The sequence below is a fragment of the Cereibacter azotoformans genome (genome assembly GCF_021391315.1).
In the GTDB taxonomy this organism is placed as follows: domain Bacteria; phylum Pseudomonadota; class Alphaproteobacteria; order Rhodobacterales; family Rhodobacteraceae; genus Cereibacter_A; species Cereibacter_A azotoformans.
The window spans coordinates 873193-894273 of the sequence record NZ_CP090021.1 but is presented as its reverse complement, the minus strand read 5'-3'; the positions used below and the strand labels follow the sequence as shown (position 1 = coordinate 894273).

Annotated in this window: 19 protein-coding genes; 13 read left to right on the top strand and 6 right to left on the bottom strand. The window is 67.7% G+C overall.

Going from position 1 to position 21081, the window contains the following annotated elements:
* Position 1: 1 nt before the first annotated feature.
* From LV780_RS04435 to LV780_RS04410, 6 genes are all read right to left on the bottom strand, one after another.
* Positions 2-1285, bottom strand: coding sequence for a BCD family MFS transporter (locus LV780_RS04435; protein WP_011908056.1), 1284 nt, complete (start codon positions 1283-1285; stop codon positions 2-4).
* Positions 1282-2190, bottom strand: coding sequence for a chlorophyll synthase ChlG (chlG, locus tag LV780_RS04430; protein WP_011908055.1), 909 nt, complete (start codon positions 2188-2190; stop codon positions 1282-1284). The genes LV780_RS04435 and chlG overlap by 4 nt, the downstream gene beginning before the upstream one ends.
* A gap of 73 nt (positions 2191-2263) precedes the next feature.
* The gene (gene bchJ, locus LV780_RS04425) at positions 2264-2884 is read right to left on the bottom strand and encodes a bacteriochlorophyll 4-vinyl reductase (protein ID WP_108221400.1); all 621 of its coding nucleotides are present in this window, start codon (positions 2882-2884) and stop codon (positions 2264-2266) included.
* A gap of 6 nt (positions 2885-2890) precedes the next feature.
* Entirely contained in the window at positions 2891-4693 is a 1803-nt protein-coding gene (gene bchE / locus LV780_RS04420) for a magnesium-protoporphyrin IX monomethyl ester anaerobic oxidative cyclase (RefSeq protein WP_108221399.1), read from the bottom strand.
* Positions 4694-4839: 146 nt separating this feature from the next.
* Positions 4840-6270, bottom strand: a complete 1431-nt coding sequence (gene ppsR / locus LV780_RS04415) for a transcriptional regulator PpsR (protein WP_108221398.1) — start codon at positions 6268-6270, stop codon at positions 4840-4842.
* A 22-nt stretch (positions 6271-6292) separates the two neighbouring features.
* Positions 6293-7030: a cobalamin B12-binding domain-containing protein gene (locus LV780_RS04410; RefSeq protein ID WP_275055968.1), complete on the bottom strand. Its 738-nt coding sequence runs from the start codon at positions 7028-7030 to the stop codon at positions 6293-6295.
* A 191-nt stretch (positions 7031-7221) separates the two neighbouring features.
* Here LV780_RS04410 and LV780_RS04405 point away from each other — a divergent pair, with 191 nt between their 5' ends.
* From LV780_RS04405 to acsF, 13 genes are all read left to right on the top strand, one after another.
* A complete protein-coding gene (locus LV780_RS04405; RefSeq protein ID WP_181969632.1) occupies positions 7222-7371 on the top strand; it encodes a hypothetical protein in 150 nt (49 codons plus the stop codon).
* Between the two features lie 89 nt (positions 7372-7460).
* Complete coding sequence (gene bchF, locus LV780_RS04400; protein WP_011908050.1) at positions 7461-7943, top strand: 2-vinyl bacteriochlorophyllide hydratase; 483 nt, start codon at positions 7461-7463, stop codon at positions 7941-7943.
* On the top strand, positions 7940-9226 hold the full coding sequence (locus tag LV780_RS04395) for a ferredoxin:protochlorophyllide reductase (ATP-dependent) subunit N (protein ID WP_108221397.1): 1287 nt from the start codon (positions 7940-7942) through the stop codon (positions 9224-9226). Before bchF ends, LV780_RS04395 begins: the two co-directional genes overlap by 4 nt.
* Before the next feature lie 70 nt (positions 9227-9296).
* Positions 9297-10865 carry a ferredoxin:protochlorophyllide reductase (ATP-dependent) subunit B gene (bchB, locus tag LV780_RS04390; RefSeq protein WP_011908048.1) on the top strand — a complete coding sequence of 523 codons (1569 nt, stop codon included), beginning with the start codon at positions 9297-9299 and terminating at the stop codon, positions 10863-10865.
* On the top strand, positions 10855-14436 hold the full coding sequence (locus LV780_RS04385; RefSeq protein WP_108221395.1) for a magnesium chelatase subunit H: 3582 nt from the start codon (positions 10855-10857) through the stop codon (positions 14434-14436). The genes bchB and LV780_RS04385 overlap by 11 nt, the downstream gene beginning before the upstream one ends.
* A gap of 65 nt (positions 14437-14501) precedes the next feature.
* Positions 14502-15395 (top strand): ferredoxin:protochlorophyllide reductase (ATP-dependent) iron-sulfur ATP-binding protein, encoded by an 894-nt coding sequence (bchL, locus tag LV780_RS04380; RefSeq protein WP_011908046.1) that lies wholly within the window; start codon positions 14502-14504, stop codon positions 15393-15395.
* 43 nt (positions 15396-15438) lie between these two features.
* Complete coding sequence (gene bchM, locus LV780_RS04375; RefSeq protein WP_101340589.1) at positions 15439-16107, top strand: magnesium protoporphyrin IX methyltransferase; 669 nt, start codon at positions 15439-15441, stop codon at positions 16105-16107.
* The gene (locus LV780_RS04370; RefSeq protein ID WP_011908044.1) at positions 16104-17543 is read left to right on the top strand and encodes a PucC family protein; all 1440 of its coding nucleotides are present in this window, start codon (positions 16104-16106) and stop codon (positions 17541-17543) included. Before bchM ends, LV780_RS04370 begins: the two co-directional genes overlap by 4 nt.
* 18 nt (positions 17544-17561) lie before the next feature.
* Positions 17562-18344, top strand: a complete 783-nt coding sequence (puhA, locus tag LV780_RS04365; RefSeq protein WP_011908043.1) for a photosynthetic reaction center subunit H — start codon at positions 17562-17564, stop codon at positions 18342-18344.
* Positions 18345-18462: 118 nt separating this feature from the next.
* Positions 18463-19101, top strand: a complete 639-nt coding sequence (puhB, locus tag LV780_RS04360; RefSeq protein WP_011908042.1) for a photosynthetic complex putative assembly protein PuhB — start codon at positions 18463-18465, stop codon at positions 19099-19101.
* Between the two features lie 68 nt (positions 19102-19169).
* Complete coding sequence (puhC, locus tag LV780_RS04355; protein ID WP_233863906.1) at positions 19170-19631, top strand: photosynthetic complex assembly protein PuhC; 462 nt, start codon at positions 19170-19172, stop codon at positions 19629-19631.
* Between the two features lie 21 nt (positions 19632-19652).
* Entirely contained in the window at positions 19653-19949 is a 297-nt protein-coding gene (locus tag LV780_RS04350) for a hypothetical protein (protein ID WP_011908040.1), read from the top strand.
* Positions 19946-21037 (top strand): magnesium-protoporphyrin IX monomethyl ester (oxidative) cyclase, encoded by a 1092-nt coding sequence (acsF, locus tag LV780_RS04345; RefSeq protein ID WP_011908039.1) that lies wholly within the window; start codon positions 19946-19948, stop codon positions 21035-21037. The genes LV780_RS04350 and acsF overlap by 4 nt, the downstream gene beginning before the upstream one ends.
* The last annotated feature ends 44 nt before the right edge of the window (positions 21038-21081 follow it).

Below are 21081 nucleotides of genomic sequence, written 5' to 3'. Positions count from 1 at the left end.
ATCACTCTCCAGGCACAAGCCGGCCGGCCGGCGCAGCGCGCCCGCCTTCCAGGATACGCAGCGCCATCAGCGCCGATATGACGAACAGGACGGCCTCGAACAGGAAGACGAGACCATAGGCGGTGGAATTGCTCGCGAACTGCGTGAGCGTGTCGGCCGCGGCCGCGCCCACCAGACCGCCAAAGCCGGCAGCGACCGCCTGGGCCGCGCCCCAGAGCCCCATCCGGGTGCCCTCGCGCGCGTGACGGCCCTCTCCGGCAAGCTGCATCATCGAGCCGATGGCCGCCACGGCAAACATGCCGTTGAAAAGGCCCATCAGCACGACGGCGGGCACGATCAGCGGCAGGTGCATCTGCCCGATCAGCGCGATCCCGGTCAGCGCCAGCGCCGATCCGAGGCAGCCCGCCACGACCCAGGAGCGGAGCGCACCGATCCTGAGGCCGGTCTGCCCGATGCCGACCGCCAGCATCCCCACGAAGACGCCCGCATTCTGCGCCCCCGAGAGCGAGGTGGTCTGCCCCGGCGTCAGGCCAAAGACGAGGCCCGCATAGGGTTCGAGGATCAGCTCCTGCATGAAATAGGCGGTCATGGACAGGAGGACGAAGAAGGTGAAGATGCGCGCCCTCGGCTCGGCCCAGATCTCGCGCAGCCCCTCGAGAAGCGGCGCGGGTTCGGGCTCGGGCTCGGAAATCAGGCCGCGCTCGATCCGCCAGGTGGCGAGGACGGTGACAACGAGGCCGCCCGCACAGACCGCACCCACCAGGCGCAGCAGGCGCTCGGGCGTGTAGGGATCGAGCAGCGCGCCCACGGTGCCCGCGGTGGCGGCAATGCCGAAGATCATCATCAGCCAGGTGATCGTGGCCGCCGCCGCGCGCCGCTCGGGCCGGGTGCAGGTGGCCATCAGCGCCAGAAGCGAGGTGCCGCCCATGCCCGCGCCCAGGCCGATCATCAGATAGGCCAGGACAGAGAGGACCAGCCCCGGCCAGAAGGCGGTGTGCATCCAGACCACGCCAAGCGCGGCCAGGAAGGCGCCGAGGGCCAGCGTCGCCATGCCGCCCACGATCCAGCGGGTGCGGTTGCCGCAGGTGTCCGAGCGGTAGCCCCAGGAGGGCCGCGTCACCTGCACCGCGTAATGCAGCGCCACCAGCAGCCCCGACAGCACCGCCGGCAGGGCCAGCTCGACCACCATCAGCCGGTTCAGCGTCGAGGTGGTCAGCACCACCATGCCGCCGAGGCTCATCTGCACGAGGCCGAGCCGGACGATGCCGAGCCAGCCCAGCGTCACGGCATCACCTCCAGCCCGCGGATGGCGAAGGCCGCCACCATCATGCCCGAGACATAGAGCGTGACGCCGGTGCCGTTATACCACGGGCACTTGCCGGCCGGGTCGCGCAAGAGCACGCGCATCGCGAAGAACTGGGCGATCAGCAGCGCGCTGATGATGCCCGCATGGATCGGCTTGCCCCAGATGAAGAGCAGCGCGATGACCAGCATCTGCGCCAGCGCCATGACGGTGCAGGCCAGCTTGGCGGCGACCTCGGGCCCGAGCATCACCGGCAGCGAGCGGACGCCATGCTGACGGTCGCCCTCGAGCGCCTTGAAATCGTTGAGCGTCATGATCCCGTGGGCGCCGAACGCATAGAGCAGCGCCACCGAGACGATGAAGAAGTTGGGCGCGCCGGCCGACAGCACGGCCGCGCCCGTGAACCAGGGCAGCCCCTCGTAGCAGAGGGCGACCAGCCCCGGCCCCCACCAGCCCGACCGCTTGAGGCGGATCGGCTCGACCGAATAGGCCCAGGCCGCCAGCACGCCGAAGACCGTGGCGCCAAAGCCCCAAGGACCCAGCATCCAGCCCACGGCCAGCGAGGCCAGCGACATGATGATGGCGATGTAGAGGCCCCAGCGGCCGGGGATGCGCCCCGACGGGATCGGCCGGTCGGGCTCGTTCACCGCATCCACATGGCGGTCGCACCAGTTGTTCGCCGCCTGGCTCATGCCGCAGACGAGCGGGCCCGCAAGGACCATGCCCAGCAGGACCAGCGGCCACTTCTCGCCCGGCCAGATGCCGACCGAGATCGTGCCGCAGAGATAGGCCCAGATCGGCGGAAACCAGGTGATGGGCTGGATCAGCTCGAGCAGCGCGCGCGGCTCGGGCGTGGAGCGGGGGTGTAAGGATAGATTGACACTCATGTGTGTCACCTAAACATGACGACGGGGAGTCGGGCAAGGAAATAGCCCGTGGGTCCCAGTGACAGATTGCACATCAGCGCCCCTTGGGCAGGAGCTCGAACCGGCAGGCGGGTGCGCCCGTGGCGCAGCAGGCGACCTCGCGCACGGCCACATGTGGCCAGACGAGGCGGGAGAAGAGGCGCTCGAACACCGCCGCGTGCCAGTGGCACAGCGGGATGTCCGAGCGTTCTCCGGCGACCACGGGGTTCCGGGCAATCTCGAATGACAGCGGGCGTCCCGAGACGACGCGGAACTTGCCGGAGCCGGCGAAGGTCCAGGAATGTTTGGCGATGGCCGTGGCCAGCACCCGCGCCCCCAGAAAGGCGGGCAATGCGCGGATGAGCCGCTGCGCCAGCGGCGGGATCCGGTTCGCGAGGATGTAGTCCCCCGTCGCGAGCCCCGCCTCCCGCAGGAGGCGCGGGGCCTCCTGCGGATGGGTGTCGCGCAGCCAGCGGTGCAGCGTCGAGACCTGGGTCTCGGGCAACATGCCCGAGTCCGGCCCCGGCCGCGGCACGCCCGCCGCGGCGAGCGCCCGGTCGGCCGCCCCCGGTCCGAAGGCGCCCTCCAGCACCGGGATGAGCTGGAGGATCGCGTTCGGGCCGATCCGGGGGACCGCCGCCGAAGCCGCCGTCAGCCGCTGGTCATGCGCGCTCATCGGCGCTCACTCCGCCGGACGGACGAGACGCTCCTCGGTCTCTTCCATCTGCTGCTTGCCACCGCCGCAGGCCATCGGCATCGCGAACTCGTCCTGCGGCATCTGCTGCTGGCCGCCGCCACAGGCCATGGGCACATGGAACTCGTCCACCATCGCCTGCGCGGCGCCGCCGCAGCCGCCCACCGGGTTCAGCATCGGCACGCCCTCGGCCTTGGCGGCGCTGCGCTCTTCGGCGCGGGCCTTGCCCTGCGCACGAAGCGCCTCGCGCCGTTCGGCGGCCTTGGCGGCGCGGTCGGCCGAAGCCTCCCAGTCCGCGAGCTGCGCATTGCCGATCTTGCGGGTCTCGTCGAAGTGGAAGTCCACCTTGTCCTTGGACTGCGGGCCCCAGTAGCCGGCCTTGCCGAGGTCGTAGAAGGTTCGCCCCACCCCGGCCTTGAGGAAGGCCTTGAGGCAGCCGAGCAGGTAGCGACGGCGGAAGCCGGTGCCGCGCCACGGATAGTGGAACAGCGCCTTGCGCATGTAGAAGCGGCGGTAGTTGTGCATCACGCCGTCGAGCAGCTCGCCGCGGGTCAGCGCCTTGGGCTTCATGATCGGCGTCACGAAGTTGTATTTCGAATAGTCGAAGACCTCGACCTGGTCGCGCAGCTCCTGGAAGAGCGGCGTGAAGGGCCAGGGCGTGTACATCGCCCAGTTCGCAAGGTCGGGCTGCCAGTCCCAGACCATCTGGAAGGTCTCTTCCAGCGTCTCCTTGGTCTCGTTCTCGAGGCCGACGATGAACTGGGCCTCGGTGAAGATGTCGGCCTCGCGCAGGAGGCGGATGGCCTCCTTGTTCTCGGCGACGGTGGTTTCCTTGTTGAAGACGTCCAGCTTGAGCTGCGCCGCGGCCTCGGTGCCGAGCGAGATGTGGACAAGGCCGGCCTTGCGGTAGAACTTGAGCAGTTCCTTGTCGCGCTTGATGTCGGTCACGCGGGTGTTGATGCCCCACTTGACCTTGTCGGGCAGGCCGCGTGCGATCATCTCCTCGCAGAATTCGATGAACTTCTTGCGGTTGATGGTCGGCTCCTCGTCGGCGAGGATGAAGAAGCCCACATTGTGCTCGTTCACGAGCTTTTCGATCTCGTCCACGACCTTCTTGGGGTCGCGCACGCGGTAGTCGCGCCAGAACTTCCACTGCGAGCAGAACGAGCAGGTGAAGGGGCAGCCGCGCGCCATGTTCGGGATGGCCACGCGCACGCCCAGCGGCTCGTAGATGTAGTTCTTCCAGTTGATGATGCCCCAGTCGGGATCGATCGAATCGACGTCCCGGATGGTCGGCGCCGCGGGAGTCGAGACGATCTCGTCACCGTCGAGGAAGGCGAGGCCCTTCACCTGACGGCGGGTCTCACCGAAGTTACCCTCCTCGTAGGCCTTCACGAGGTTCACCAGAACCTCCTCGCCCTCGCCGCGGACGATCACGTCGATCCAGGGCGCTTCTTCCAGCACCTGGCGGAACATGAAGGTGGCGTGGATGCCGCCGAGCACGCGCAGGGCGTTCGGAACCACCTCCATCGCGATCTTCAGCGTCTCTTCGGCAACATAGATCGAGGGGGTGATCGCGGTCGTGGCGACGATGTCGGGCTGAAGTTCCTTCAGCTGCTCGGCAAGCTTCTCGTGCGAGACGTAGTCCGTCATCGCGTCAATGAAATGGTAATCGGTGTAGCCGGCCTTCTTCAGCGCGCCGCAAAGATAGGCGACCCACGCCGGCGGCCAGCTGCCGGCGATCTCGGCGCCCCCGGAGTGGTAGTTCGGGTGAACGAATACGATACGCATGGTGGACTCCCGCTGTGTCCATTTCAGTTGACATAGTTCTGTCGCGGGTAAATTGATGCATGTCAAAGCGACCATTCGCCCCGCGCGGATGGGCACACACTTTCGCAAAGGCGGGGGAAATGCCCTGCGGCAGCAGGGCGCAGGGGCTACTCGTCCTTGTTGAGCAGGCCGAACTTGCGCAGCTTGACATAGAGGGACTGGCGCGAGAGCGACAGCATCTCGGCCGCCGCGACCCGGTTGTTCCGCGTCAGTTCCAGGGCCGTCTCGATGCACATTTTCTCAACGACGTCCGTGGTTTCGGCCACGATGTCCTTGAGGGTCGAGTTGCCCACAAGCTCCATGACGTTGCGGACGGGTTCGTCCACCACGCCGGTCGCCGGGATCGGACGGCGCAGCGTGTCGGCGCGGCTCGTATCCCGCACCACGAGCACGAGCAGCGGATGCTCACGATCGTCGAGCCAGGTGGCCGACAGCTCTGCGGCAATCTGCCCCGCGAAGTCGGTCGTGAGTCGGGTGGCATAGAGCCGCAGCTGTCCAGTGCGCCTGACACTGTCGATCAGCACGCGCAGGTCAACCGTGCCGCGGGCGAGGAAATCGGCCAGCGAGCGGCCGCGGATCGCCGCCAGGCTCGAAGAGTCGGTCAGATTGAGGAACGCCTCGTTCGCGCCGCGGATCGTGCCCTCGGCGTCGGTGAAGACGATGCCGTCCACCCCCTCGTGATAGAGCCGCGCCAGATTGTTCAGCAACTCGTCACTCACGGGTTGCACCACGTCGGCCGGGTCGAGCTGGCAGAGCAGAAGCCGCTCGCCCGCCGCCCGGAAGACCCGCGGCACCACCAGAAGCCGCTTCTGCGACCGGCGCGCCACCAGCTCCAGCGGGGCCGCGCTTTCGGTGGCGGCGAGATTCGCCATCGCCTCCATGAACTCGCCCCGGCGCCGGCCCTCGAACTCCTGCGCGATGGCGGCCCCGAGCAGATCCTGCCGCACGCCGCCGAGCAGCATCCCCGCCGCCCCGTTCAGATCCACGATCCGCCCGGTGGACATCGAGACCAGCACCATCGGATCGCGCGAGACATCGAGGATCACGCGGTAGCGCGTCTCCATCTCGCGCTGGGTCTCGTAGTCCCGTTCCATCGCAAGCTGGGCGGCGACGAGCTGCTGCTGCACCTCGGCGATGGGGCGCAGGTCGCGCCCGAGCATCAGGATCGAGCGATCCTCGGGCAGGCGATGAAGGATGTAGCGGACGGGAAACTCGAAGCTGCGCGGATCGGCGTGGTTCAGCTCGACCGCGATCGAGCCGCGGCCCGGCTCCAGCCCCTCGCTGCGCAGGCGGAACTTCGTGACGCTCTCGGGCGTGAGCACCTCGTCGAGACGCTGACCTTCCCAGGCCGACAGCTGGCCGAAGCTCGGATGGTGCGGATTGACCATCACCGACCGGATCAGCCCCTCCGGCGAGATCATGAGCGAGATGTCGGCCGCGGTGGCCACCACATCGCGCACCATGTCGGGAGCGAGAGGCGGGAGCCCCCCGCCGGCCAGCGTATCTCTGCCTTCTGACGTCAATGTCTCACCGATCATACCGGCCTTCCGGCCGCCCGCCTCACGCGCGCCCCGGCTGGGCCCGCAGCCGGCTTCCGCCCAGCCCGAAGGCCTGCAGCGCCGTCTCTATGTCGTTCGTCACTATATCTGCTTCCGGAACCGCCGCCGCGACCACACCCTCGAGGAACAGCGCCCCGCCGACGGCGACCGGAACCCTGCCACCGGTCATCTCCTTCAGCGTCTTTACCAACTTGCGACAGACTTCAAGCATCTCCGCATGGGCAATCGAGATCATTATTGCATCGAATGCTCTTTTGACAAACAGTTCCCGGAGTTCGGCAGGGCCCGAGCCGATGCGGAGGCAGACGGACACTCCCATCCTGCGAAGTTTCGCGACCGCGACCATGCCGCCGAGCGTGTGCTGCTCGCCCGGCGGAAGCAGCACGAGAACGGTGGGCCCGTCCTGCAGCCCATGCTCGTCCGCCGACCAGGACATGGCGATGTCGCGCAGGATCGCCTGCAGCCGGGCCGTGCCGATCGTGACCTCGGCAAAGGTGCAGCTGTCCTCGTGCCAGCCCTGCCCCAGCCGGCGGGCCACTTCGGGAATGTAGAGTTCGGCCAGCGCCACGCGGCTCACCCGCGCCCGGCGCAGATCGGGCTTCAGGGCCTCGAACGGCGCCCGATCCACCGAGCGCACCGCGAGCAGGAGGCGACGCACCAGATCCTCGCGGATCGGGGCGAGGGTGGCGCCGTCGCGGGCCGACAGTCGTGCCACGATCTCGGCCGCGAAACGCGACACAGCGACCGGGCCATCCCCGGGAGGGCTGCGCCCTTCTCTTTCCAACCCATCATGCATCGCCAGCTCCGCCGGGCGGGCCGGCCATCCTGCACGGCGCCGGGCGGGCCTCCGAAACGTGGGGAACGGAGCCCGGACGGGCGCGGACGCAAGGGCCGGACGCTCGTGATGGGACTGTTCCCCAAGGAGGGGCCATGTCAAAGCAAATTGACACCTTTGACGGAACCATGTGGCGCAGCTTCGCCTACAAGATTGATTTGCAGCGATTATTATGGCGGATTGTCGCAGGTGGGCGCGACGATCTGCACCTTTGCCGCACTGTTTCCGCGCCGCAAAAGATGTAAGTCAGAATTGACACTTTCGGAATCGGAACGATAATCTCCCCCTAAAGGCAGCCCCTTTTGCGGGCCCTCCTCGGAAGGCGAACCTCAAGATGCAGCCCACTTCCCCCGCAACGCCGCGTCGGCGGCTCTACACCGAGGAACAGCGCGCCCGCCGTGACGCGACGCGCTGGACGCTGGTGCAGGCGATCCTCGCGCCGTTGCAGTTCGCGGTCTTTGCCATCTCGCTGGGTCTGGTGCTGTGGTATCTCGCCACCGGCGAGGGCTACCTGGCCGCGACGATCTCGATCCTGATCAAGACGCTGCTTCTCTACACGATCATGGTCACCGGCGCGATCTGGGAGAAGGTGGTCTTCGGCAAGTATCTCTTCGCGCCCGCCTTCTTCTGGGAAGACGTCTTCTCGATGGCGGTGATCGCGCTGCACACCGCCTATCTCTGGGCGCTCTTCACCGGCCAGCCGCACGAGACGCAGATGTTCATCGCGCTTGCGGCCTATGCCACCTACGTCATCAACGCCGGCCAGTTCCTGTGGAAGCTGCGGATGGCCCGCCTCGACATGAAGGCCGCCCAATGAGCCTCGATCTTCCGCCCCCGCCCGCCCGCGGCTGCCGCAACGGCGACATCCTGAAGGAGCGCGGCCAGCGCGAGGTGTTCTGCGGCCTGACCGGCATCATCTGGCTGCACCGAAAGATGCAGGACGCCTTCTTCCTTGTCGTCGGCTCGCGCACCTGCGCGCACCTGCTGCAATCGGCGGCCGGGGTGATGATCTTCGCCGAGCCGCGCTTCGGCACCGCGATCCTCGAGGAAAAGGATCTGGCGGGCCTCGCCGACGCCAATGCCGAACTGGACCGCGAGGTCGAGCGCCTGCTCTCGCGCCGGCCCGACATCCGGCAGTTGTTCCTTGTCGGCTCCTGCCCGTCCGAGGTGATCAAGCTCGACCTGCACCGCGCGGCCGAGCGTCTCTCGGCGCAGCATGGGCCGGCGGTCCGGGTCTACAACTTCACCGGCTCGGGGATCGAGACGACCTTCACGCAAGGCGAGGACGCCTGCCTCGCCTCGATCGTCCCCACCCTGCCCGCCACCGAGGCGCGCGAGCTGCTGCTGGTCGGCGCCCTGCCCGATGTGGTCGAGGATCAGGCAGTCTCGCTGCTGACCGCGCTCGGCATCGGACCGATCCGCGTCCTGCCCGCCCATCACGCGGCCGAGGCGCCGGGCGTCGGGCCGAATACGGTCTTCGCCCTCGTCCAGCCCTTCCTCGGCGAGACGCATGGTGCCCTGACCCGCCGCGGCGCGCGCCACATCGCGGCGCCCTTCCCCTTCGGCGAGGAAGGCACGACGCTCTGGCTGAAGGCCATCGCCGACGAATTCGGCGTGAGCCCCGCGAAATTCGAGGAAGTCACCGCCGCCCCCCGCGCCCGCGCCCGCAAGGCCGTGGCCGCCGCGTCCGAGACGCTGAAGGGCAAGTCGCTCTTCTTCTTCCCCGACAGCCAGCTGGAACCCTCGCTTGCGCGCTTCCTGACCCGCGAATGCGGCATGAGCGCGATCGAGGTCGGCACGCCCTTCCTGCACCGCGGCATCCTCGGCCCCGATCTCGACCTGCTGGCCGAAGGCCCGGTGATCTCGGAAGGCCAGGACGTCGAGCGCCAGATCGACCGGGTGCGCGCCACGAATCCCGACCTGACGGTCTGCGGACTTGGCCTTGCCAACCCGCTCGAGGCCGAGGGCTTCACCACGAAATGGGCGATCGAGCTGGTCTTCACGCCCGTCCATTTCTACGAGCAAGCCGGCGATCTGGCGGGGCTTTTCGCCCGTCCCCTGCGCAGGCGGGCGATCCTGCGGCGCGAGGCCGCGGAATGACGCATCCCCAGAACCCCAATTCTCGGCTATCCCAAGCCCAAGGGGCGGCTCACGGCCCCGGGAACCGGACATGAAACTGACGCTCTGGACATATGAAGGCCCGCCCCATGTGGGCGCGATGCGCGTGGCCACCGGCATGACCGGCCTGCATTACGTGCTGCACGCTCCGCAGGGAGACACCTATGCGGACCTGCTCTTCACCATGATCGAGCGGCGCGGCAAGCGCCCTCCGGTCAGCTACACCACCTTCCAGGCCCGCGACCTCGGCTCGGACACCGCCGAGGTGTTCCAGCAGGCCTGCCGCGACGCCTACGAGCGGTTCCAGCCGCAGGCGATCATGGTCGGCGCCTCCTGCACGGCCGAGCTGATCCAGGACGACACCGGCGGCCTGGCGGATGCGCTGAGCCTGCCGGTGCCGGTCGTGCATCTGGAACTGCCCTCCTACCAGCGCAAGGAAAACTTCGGCGCTGACGAGAGCTTCCTGCAGATCTGCCGCAAGCTTGCGAAGCCCACGGAGCGGACGGCACAGGTCTCCTGCAACATCCTCGGCCCGACCGCGCTCGGCTTCCGCCACCGCGATGACGTGACGGAAATCACCCAGCTTCTCAATGCTATGGGGATCGCGGTGAATGTGGTGGCCCCGATGGGCTCGAGCCCGGCCGACATCGCCCGCCTTGGCGCCGCGCACTTCAACGTCCTCCTCTACCCCGAGACGGCCGAATCCGCCGCCCGCTGGGCCGAGAAGACGCTGAAGCAGCCCTACACCAAGGTCGTCCCGATCGGCGTCGGCGCCACCCGCGACTTCATCGCCGAAGTGGCGAAGCTGGCGGGCGTCGAGCCGAAGGCCGACGAGAGCCGCCTGCGCCAGCCCTGGTGGTCGGCCTCGGTCGATTCGACCTACCTCACCGGCAAGCGGGTGTTCCTGTTCGGCGACGCGACCCATGTCATCGCCGCCGCCCGCATCGCCCGCGACGAGGTCGGCTTCGAGGTCGTCGGCATGGGCTGCTACAACCGCGAATACGCAAGGCCCCTGCGCGCCGCCGCGAAGGACTATGGCCTCGAGGCGCTGATCACCGACGACTACCTCGAGGTCGAGGAGGCGATCCAGGCCCTCGCGCCCGAACTCATCCTCGGCACGCAGATGGAGCGTCACATCGCCAAGCGGCTCGGCATCCCCTGCGCGGTGATCTCGGCCCCGGTCCATGTGCAGGATTTCCCGGCCCGCTATTCGCCGCAGATGGGGTTCGAAGGTGCGAACGTCATCTTCGACACCTGGATCCACCCGCTGACCATGGGGCTCGAGGAACATCTCCTCACCATGTTCCGCGAGGATTTCGAGTTCCACGACGAGGCCGGCCCCTCGCACCACGGCGGAAAGGCGGTGCCGGCATCGGCGCCCCGCGCCGAGGCCACGGCCGACGAGGGGTCAACCCCCGAGGAGGCCGTTCCCCCCGTCGCCGCCGAGGCGACCTCGGGCGAGATCGTCTGGCTGTCGGACGCCGAGAAGGAACTCAAGAAGATCCCGTTCTTCGTGCGCGGCAAGGCACGCAGGAACACCGAGAAATTCGCGGCTGAGAAGGGCCTGACCCGGATCAGCATCGAGACCCTGTACGAGGCGAAGGCTCATTATGCGCGGTGAAGTCTCAGGTTCGGCCGGCGTGACCGGCTACAACATCGTCATCGTCACCCTCGACGCCCATGCGGCGGGGCCCGCCGCGCGGATCGCGCCGCGGCTGCGGCAGGACTTTCCGGGCCTCACGGTCTCGATCCATGCCGCCGCCGAATGGGCCGAAAAGCCCGAGACGCTGGTGCGCGCGAAAGAGGCGATCAACAGCGCCGATCTCGTGATCGCCAACCTCCTCTTCATCGAGGAACACATCAACGCCGTCCTGCCCGAGCTTCAGGCCGCGCGCGAGCGCGCCGATGCCTTCGTCGGCATGATCGCCGATCCCCAGATCGTGAAGCTCACGAAGATGGGCGACCTCGACATGCAGAAGCCGGCCTCGGGGCCGATGGCGCTCTTGAAGAAGCTGCGCGGCTCCTCGAAGGAATCGGGCAACACCGGCGAAAGCCAGATGCGGATGCTCCGCACCATCCCGAAGATGCTGAAGTTCGTCCCCGGGAAGGCGCAGGACCTGCGGGCCTGGTTCCTGGCCATGCAATACTGGCTCGGCGGCTCCGACGACAACCTCGAGCAGATGATGCGCTATCTCGTCTCGCGCTACTCGCGCGTGCGCGAATGGCACAAGGTCAGCGCCAAGGCTCCGATCGAATATCCCGAGGTCGGCCTCTACCACCCGAGCCTGCCCAACCGCATCACCACCGACCCGAACGACCTGCCCCGCCCCGCGGGCGCGAAGGTCACGGTCGGCCTCCTGATGCTGCGCTCCTACATCCTGGCCTCCGACACCGCCCATTATGACGCGGTGATCGAGGCCTTCGAGCAGAAGGGCATCGCGGTCCTGCCGGCCTTTGCGGGCGGGCTCGACGGGCGCCCGGCGATCGACGCCTACTTCCACGACAAGCTCGGCCCCACCATCGACGCGATGGTGTCGCTGACCGGCTTCAGCCTCGTCGGCGGCCCGGCCTACAACGACAGCCACGCCGCGATCGAGGCGCTGAAGGCGCTCGATGTGCCCTACATCGCCGCCCACCCGCTCGAGTTCCAGACGCTCGGGCAATGGGCTCAGGCCGGCGGCGGACTCGGCCCGGTCGAGACCACGATGCTCGTGGCGCTGCCCGAGATCGACGGCGCGACCAACCCCACCGTCTTCGCCGGCCGCCATGACCTGGCCGGCTGCGACGGCTGCCCCGGCGGCTGCCGCGCCACCGCACAAGGCGCCGAGACGCGCGCGATGGCTCCCTGCCACGAGCGCATCCAGACGCTCGCGGAAAAGACCCTGCGCCTCGCCCTCCTCCGCCGCTCGAAGGTGGCCGAGCGCAAGGTTGGCGTCGTCCTCTACGGCTTCCCGCCGAACGCGGGCGCGGTCGGCACCGCCGCCTATCTCGGCGTGTTCGAAAGCCTGTTCAACGTGCTGAACGCGATGAAGCGCGAAGGCTACCAGCTCGAGGTTCCCGAAAGCGTGCAGGCGCTGCGGGACGCGGTCCTCGGCGGCACCTCGAGCCAGTATGGCCAGCCCGCGAACATCGCGGCCCATGTCCCGGCCGAGAAGATCGTCTCGGGCACCCCCTGGCTTGCCGACATCGAGAAGGCCTGGGGCGCCGCCCCCGGCCGCATCCAGTCGGACGGCCGCGGCGTCTACATCCTCGGCCAGAACTTCGGCAATGTCTTCGTGGGCATCCAGCCGGTCTTCGGCTACGAGGGCGACCCGATGCGCCTTCTGTTCGAGAAGGGCTTCGCCCCCACCCATGCCTTCAGCGTCTTCTACCGCTGGCTGCGCGAGGATTTCCACGCCGATGTGCTCTTGCATTTCGGGATGCACGGCGCGCTGGAGTTCATGCCCGGCAAGCAGGCCGGCATGTCGGGCGCCTGCTGGCCCGATCGCCTGATCGGTGCGCTGCCGAACGTCTATCTCTACGCCGCGAACAACCCCTCCGAAGCCTCGCTCGCCAAGCGCCGGACCAACGCGATCACCGTCTCGCACCTGACGCCCCCGCTGACGCAGGCGGGCCTCTACCGAGGGCTGCAGGATCTGAAGGACAGCCTGACGCGCTACCGTCAGCTCGCCCCGGAAGCCCCTGAACGCGAAGAGCTTTCCTTGCTGATCCAGGAGCAGGCCCGCGCCGTCAACCTCGACATGCACCCGGTCGAGACGATGTGGCTGAAGCTGCTGGAGACCGAGGGCTCGCTGATCACCGACGGCCTGCATGTCGTGGGCACGCCCATGACCGAAGAGCAGATCGCGGCCAACATCGCGCTGATGCCCGAGATGGACGCGGACCGCCGCGCCGAGATCGAGGCCCTGCTGCGGCAGGAGACCGAGATCCCCGGCGTCCTGCGCGCCTTGGGTGGCCACTTCATGGAGCCGGTGCCGGGCGGAGACCTGATCCGCGCGCCCGAGATCCTGCCCACGGGCCGCAACATCCACGCCTTCGACCCGTTCCGCATGCCCACCGCCTTCGCGCTGCAGGACGGCGCGGCGCAGGCGCAGCGGCTGCTGGATGCCCATCCGAAGCTGCCCGAGACGGTGGCGCTGGTGCTCTGGGGGTCGGACAACATCAAGTCGGACGGCGGGCCGATCGCGCAGGCGCTGGCGCTGATGGGGGCGCGTCCCCGCTTCGACCATTACGGCCGTCTCGCGGGTGCCGACCTCATCCCGCTCTCGGAACTGGGCCGTCCGCGGATCGACGTGATCATGACCCTCTCGGGCATCTTCCGCGACCTGCTGCCCTTGCAGACCCGGATGCTGGCCGAGGCCGCGTGGAAATGCGCCAATGCGGAAGGTGAGCCGCTGTCGCAGAACTTCATCCGTGCCCATGCGCTGGCCTATGCGCAGGAGATGGGCGTGGACATGGAGACCGCCTCGCTCCGCGTGTTCTCGAACGCGGAAGGCGCCTATGGCTCGAACGTGAACGTGCTGGTGGGCTCGTCCGCCTTCGGTGAGGAAGACGAACTGGCCGACGCCTACGAGGCGCGGAAGTCCTTCGCCTATGGCCGCTCGGGCAAGCCGGTGCAGAACGCGGCGCTGCTGCAGAAGTCGCTCAAGACCGTGGACGTGGCCTACCAGAACCTCGAGTCCGTGGAACTGGGCGTGACCACCGTCGACCATTACTTCGACACGCTGGGCGGCATCGCCCGCGCGGTAAAGCGGGCCAAGGGCGAGGAAGCGGCGGTCTATATCGGCGACCAGACCCGCGGCGGCGGCACCGTCCGCACGCTCAAGGACCAGATCGCGCTGGAAACCCGCGCCCGCAGCCTGAACCCCAAATATTACGAGGGGCTTCTGCGTCACGGCGCCGAGGGCGTCCGGCAGATCGAGGCGCAGGTGACCAACACGCTCGGCTGGTCGGCCACGACCCAGCAGGTCGAGCCCTGGGTCTACCAGCGCCTGTCCGAGACCTTCGTGCTGGACGAGGCGATGCGCCGCCGTCTGGCCGAACTGAACCCCGAGGCGAGCGTCCGCATGGCCGAACGTCTTCTGGAAGCGAGTGCCCGTAACTATTGGCAGCCCGACGCGGAAACGCTTGCCGCGCTTCAGGGGGCTGCGGACGAGTTGGAAGACCGTCTCGAAGGGATCGCCGCCGAGTAAGGCGGCGCCCGGGACGGCGAGCCCCGCAGGCTGCGGGGATGGCTTTAACAAATGGGGGGCCTCCGATGAGCCCGAAAGACTTGACGATCCCGACCGGAGAGGATGGAGAAGGCTCCGTTCAGGTCCATCTCGACGAGAGCGACAAGATCACCGGCGCCAAGGTCTTTGCCGTCTATGGCAAGGGCGGGATCGGGAAATCGACCACCTCGTCGAACCTCTCGGCCGCCTTCTCGATCCTTGGCAAGCGCGTGCTGCAGATCGGCTGCGATCCGAAGCATGACTCGACCTTCACGCTGACCGGCAGCCTCGTGCCGACGGTGATCGACGTGCTGAAGGACGTGGACTTCCACCCCGAGGAGCTGCGCCCCGAGGATTTCGTGTTCGAGGGCTTCAACGGCGTGATGTGCGTCGAGGCGGGCGGCCCGCCGGCCGGTACCGGCTGCGGCGGCTATGTCGTGGGCCAGACGGTGAAGCTCTTGAAGCAGCACCACCTGCTCGACGACACCGACGTGGTGATCTTCGACGTGCTGGGCGACGTGGTCTGCGGCGGCTTTGCGGCCCCTCTGCAGCATGCCGACCAGGCGGTGGTGGTGACGGCGAACGACTTCGACTCGATCTACGCCATGAACCGCATCATCGCCGCGGTTCAGGCCAAGTCGAAGAACTACAAGGTGCGGCTTGCCGGCTGCGTCGCCAACCGCTCGCGCGCGACGGACGAGGTGGACCGCTTCTGCGAGGCCTCGGACTTCCGCCGTCTGGCGCACATGCCCGATCTCGATGCGATCCGCCGCTCGCGCCTGAAGAAGAAGACCCTCTTTGCGATGGACGAGGACCCGGACGTGCTGGTGGCGCGGGCCGAATACCTGCGGCTGGCGCAGAGCCTGTGGGACGGGCTGCCGCCGATGTCGCCGCATTCGCTGCCGGACCGCGAGATTTTCGAGTTGCTGGGTTTCGATTGAGCCGCCCCCTGCCGGAGCCGATCCGGCGTTCAAGGAAGACCCCATGACCGACTATTCGACCACCCGCGACCGTGTCGAACATTACTTCGACCGCACCGCCACCCATACCTGGGAGCGGCTGACCTCGTCCGCGCCGGTGAGCCGGGTCCGCCAGACGGTCCGCGAGGGCCGCGACACGATGCGGGCGAAGATGCTCTGGCGGCTGCCGAAGGATCTGACCGGCCTGCGCGTGCTGGATGCCGGCTGCGGCGCAGGCCAGATGACGGCCGAGCTTGCGGCCCGCGGGGCGCAGGTGACGGCGGTGGACATCTCGCCGCAGCTGGTCGAGATCGCGCGGAAACGCCTGCCGCCCGAGCATCTCGACCGCGTGACCTTCGCCAGCGGAGACATGCTGTCCGATGATCTGGGTCCGTTTGACTATGTCGTCGCGATGGACAGCCTGATCTACTACACCGACGAGGACATCGCGAAGGCGCTGGACAAGCTGGGCGCGAGAACGCGGCATTCGGTCGTCTTTACCGTAGCGCCGCGAACGCCTTTTCTGATGGCGTTTTGGTGGATGGGAAAGCTGTTCCCGCGTTCCGACCGCTCGCCGGTGATGATTCCGCATCCGTTCAAGCCTCTGAATGAGGCCACGGGGGATCGGCTGGTGAAGATCGGTCGGGTCTCGCGCGGCTTCTACATCTCCGAGTGTCTGGAGTTCCGGCCGTGATCCTGGGGCGGAAACAGCTGAAGAGACTAACGATCGGCGCGCTTCCCTTCGCGGATGCGGCCTCGGAAGGGCTGCCGCTGGGGCAACTGCTGCGGCTGTCGCTGTTCCAGGTCTCGGTCGGCATGTGTTCGGTGCTGCTTCTGGGCACGCTGAACCGGGTGATGATCGTCGAACTGGCCGTGCCGGCGACGGTGGTGGCGCTGATGATCGCGCTGCCGGTGCTGTCGGCGCCGTTCCGGGCACTTCTGGGCCACCGAAGCGACAATTACCGCTCGTCGCTGGGCTGGAAACGCATCCCCTATCTCTGGTTCGGCTCGCTCTGGCAGATGGGCGGGCTTGCGATCATGCCCTTTGCGTTGATCGTGCTGTCGGGCGACCAGATCCACGGGCCCACCTGGGCGGGCGAGGCGCTGGCGGCGCTGGCCTTCCTGATGGCGGGGCTGGGCATGCACATGACCCAGACCGCGGGCCTCGCCCTCGCCTCGGACCGTGCGACCGACGAAACCCGGCCGCGTGTGGTGGCGCTGCTCTATGTGATGTTCCTCGTGGGCATGGGGATCTCGTCGCTGATCGTGGGCTGGCTGCTGGCCGATTTCTCCGAGATCCGGCTGATCCGCGTGGTGCAGGGCTGCGCCTTCCTGACGATGGTGCTGAACCTGATCGCGCTGTGGAAGCAGGAGCATGTCCGGCCGATGTCGAAGGAGGAGCGCGCCGCCCCGCGGCCGCGCCTGCGCGACGCCTGGGCCGAACTGAACGTGGACGGCACCGCCTTCCGCCTGCTGGCGGCGGTGGCCTGCGGCACGCTTGCCTTCAACATGCAGGACGTGCTGCTCGAGCCCTATGGCGGCGAGATCCTCAATCTGCCGGTGGCGGCGACCACCCTTCTGACCGCCATGTGGTCGCTGGGCGCGCTCATCGGCTTCGGACTGGCTGCGCGCTGGCTTGCGCGCGGTCTCGACCCGGCCCGCATGGCGGGGCGGGGTATCCTGATCGGGCTGGCGGCCTTCCTGCTCGTGCTCTTCGCCTGGCCGGCGGAGTCGCGGGCGATGTTCTTCGCCGGCGCGGCATTGATCGGGATGGGCGGCGGACTGTTCTCCGTCGCCACCCTCACGATGGCCATGGCGATGCCCGTCTCTGGCCTGGCCGGCCGCGGGCTCGCGCTCGGCGCGTGGGGGGCTGCGCAGGCCACGGCGGCGGGCACCGCCATCTTCATGGGTGGCGCCCTGCGCGACCTGATCGGCCACTGGGCCGAGGCGGGGCATCTCGGTGCCGCGCTGCAGGACGCGGCCATCGGCTACAGCTCCGTGTATCTCCTCGAGATCGGGCTGCTGTTCGCCACACTGATCGTGCTGGGGCCTCTGGTCCGGACCACGATCCTCTCATCCGAACGACCGGCCGGCGGGACCCGCGTGGGACTCGCCGACTTCCCCACCTGACACCGGAGGACCCCTTAAATGGTTGGTGTGACTGCTTTTGGAAACTTCGATCTGGCGTCGCTGGCGATCTATAGCTTCTGGATCTTCCTCGCGGGCCTGATCTACTACCTCCAGACCGAGAACATGCGCGAGGGCTATCCGCTGGAGAACGAGGACGGCACCCCGGCCGCAAACCAGGGCCCGTTCCCGCTGCCGAAGCCCAAGACCTTCATCCTGCCCCACGGCCGCGGCACGCTGACCGTTCCCGGCCCGGAAAGCGAAGACCGTCCGATCCCGCTTGCGCGGACGGCGGTCTCGGAAGGCTTCCCGCATGTTCCGACCGGCGACCCGATGAAGGACGGCGTGGGCCCGGCCTCGTGGGTTGCCCGCCGTGACCTGCCCGAACTCGACGGCCACGGCCACAACAAGATCAAGCCGATGAAGGCCGCCGCCGGCTTCTACGTCTCGGCCGGCAAGAACCCGATCGGCCTGCCCGTCCGCGGCTGCGATCTCGAGATCGCCGGCAAGGTCGTGGACATCTGGGTGGACATCCCCGAGCAGATGGCCCGCTTCCTCGAGGTCGAACTCAAGGACGGCACCACCCGTCTCGTGCCGATGCAGATGGTGAAGGTGCAGGCGAACCGCGTCCATGTGAACGCGCTCTCGTCGGACCTCTTCGCCGGCATCCCGACGATCAAGAACCCCTCCGAGGTCACGCTCCTCGAAGAGGACAAGATCTGCGCCTATGTCGCGGGCGGCCTGATGTACGCCGCACCGAAGCGCAAGTCGGTCATCAGCGCGATGCTGGCCGAATACGCCTGATCTGACCACGGCGCGGCCCTCTCCGGGGCCGCGCCGCACCTGCCGGACCCGATCCGAATGGGGCCCCCGAGGCCCGATCCGCATCCGATCCGCCGCCGACGAACCCGAGGAGACGACCATGGACCATGACGATTTCAAGTTCGAACCGATCCCTGGCCTCCCCGAGCGTCCGCCGCAGGGCGAGACGCTGCTGTGGCAGGGCCGCCCGGCGGCCTTCGCGCTGGCGCGCGAGGCCTACAAGGTCAACTGGATTGCCGGCTACTTTGCGCTGATCGTGCTCTGGCGCGGCTCGATGGGCTGGGCCGATGGCGGACTGCCGATGGCCCTGGCCTACGGCCTGCCCTATGTGGGGATGGGCGTTCTGACCTATCTGCTGCTGCTGCTCGGGGCCTTCTGGCAGGCGCGCGCCACGATCTATACGATCACCACCGCCCGCGTGATCCTGCGGATCGGCGCGGCCCTGTCGGTGACGCTCAACCTGCCCTTCAAGCAGCTTGAAAGCGCGGCGCTTGACCTGCGCAAGTCCGGCTCGGGCACCATCGCGCTGAAGATGAAGCAGCCGAACCGGATCTCGAAGCTGGTCTGCTGGCCGCACATCCGCCCGTGGAAGTGGCGGGGCGAGCCGGCCATGCGCTGCATTCCCGACGCCGAGCGGGTGGCCCGGATCCTGACCGAAGCGGCCGAGGCGCGGCTGTCGGTTCCCTCCATCGCCCGGGCCGAGGCGGCCATGCCGGCGCAGGCCGTGCCCGCCGCCTGAGACCGCCGCGAACGGCAAGATCCACGGCCGGAGGATGCCCTCCGGCAACAGCCCGCAGGAAGACCATGATGACCGCACCGAACTCCCGCCGTCCCCAGAGCGACAAGGAGAAGGAGCTGATCCCGCCCTTCCTGCTCAAGGGGATGTTCGCGCTTGCCCTCGGCTCGATCCTGATGGTGGCCTGGGCCGTCTGGACCGGACGCGAGCCGACCGGCCAGCCACCCGCCGCCCCCGTGGTGGCCGAGCGGCAGCTCGTGCTGGTGGGGCTGGGCGAACAGGCCGTCGCGGTCCGCACCCCCGAGGGCGAGACCCTGTTCGAAGCCGACAACGGCGGCTTCGTCACCGTGATCCAGATCGGCCTGAGGCGCGCCCGCACCGTGCATCGGGTTGAGGACAATCCCCCCGTGCGGTTGGTGAAGTACGAGAACGGCAGACTTTCCCTGCAGGATGACGCAACCGGCTGGAGCGCCGAGCTCCAGGCCTTCGGACCCGACAATCAAGCGGTTTTCGCGCGGATGCTGTCCGAATGACGCCAAGAGAAGGGAACCCCCATGGGTCTGTTCACAAAACAAGCGGAAGAGGTGCCCTGCACCGTTGAAGTGAGTCACAGGTTCGAGTCTCTCCACGCGCATGTGCGCTTTGACAATGGTGCCATCGTCCATCCGGGCGATGAGGTTCTGGTTCACGGCGGGCCGGTCACGGCCGCCTTCGGCGAGGTGGTGGTCGAGGAACGCACCGCCACGATCACCCGTGCCTCGGCGCTCGAGCGGCTGTGGACGCGGCTGACGGGCGACCTCGGCGCGATGGAGCTGTGCGAGTTCTCCTTCTCCGAGCAGGTGACGCTGTGAACGCCTCGCCCGGAGACCTGTCCCCCGCGCTCGATCCCGAAGCCGTCGCCGACACGACCGCCATGGCGACGGAAACCCACATCCTCAACCCGCGCTTCTACACCACCGATTTCGACGAACTCGACCGCGTGGACGTGACCCCGATCCGCGCCCAGTGGGACGAGCTGATCGCCGAGATGAAGGCGGACCCGAACAAGGGCCACTTCAAGAAGACCGACGCGTGGGACCGGATCGACTGGGAGGCGATGGACCCGGCCCTGCGGGTCGAGTTCATCGACTTCCTCGTGTCCTCCTGCACGGCCGAGTTTTCGGGCTGCGTGCTCTACAAGGAGATGAAGCGCCGGGGCTCGAACCCCGACATCTGCGAGCTGTTCAGCTACATGGCGCGCGACGAGGCGCGGCACGCGGGCTTCATCAACGACGCGCTGCGCGAGGCGGGCGTGGCGGTGAACCTCGGCTTCCTGACCAAGGCCAAGAAATACACCTATTTCCGGCCGAAGTTCATCTACTACGCCACCTACCTGTCGGAAAAGATCGGCTACGCGCGCTACATCACGATCTACCGCCACCTCGAGGCCAACCCCGAACATCGGTTCCACCCGATCTTCAAATGGTTCAAGGAGTGGTGCAACGACGAGTTCCGCCACGGCGAGGCCTTCGCGCTCTTGATGAAGACCGATCCGAAGCTGACCGACTCGACGGTCAACCGGCTCTGGATCCGCTTCTTCCTGACGGCGGTCTATTCGACCATGTGGGTGCGCGACCATGCCCGGCCCGAGTTTCACAAGGCGCTCGGGGTCGACATCGACTGGTACGACCAGGAGGTGTTCCGCAAGACCTCCGAGATCGCGCGGCAGATCTTCCCGGTCGAGCTGGACATCGACCATCCGCGCTGGAAGCCGGCGCTGAACCGCATGAACGCCGCCTTCCTTCGGATGGACCGGGGCAACCGCAGGGGCGGCCTTGCGGGGCGGCTCGACAAGGTGCTGGGCGGCGCGCAGGCGCTGGCCGCCTTCACCGCCCTCTACACGATTCCGGTCAGGACCAACGCCCTGCCCGCGAATGTGCGACTGGAGCCGAGCTATTGACTGTTGACGATCTCCGGAAGCGGGCCCTGCCCGCTTCCTCCTGC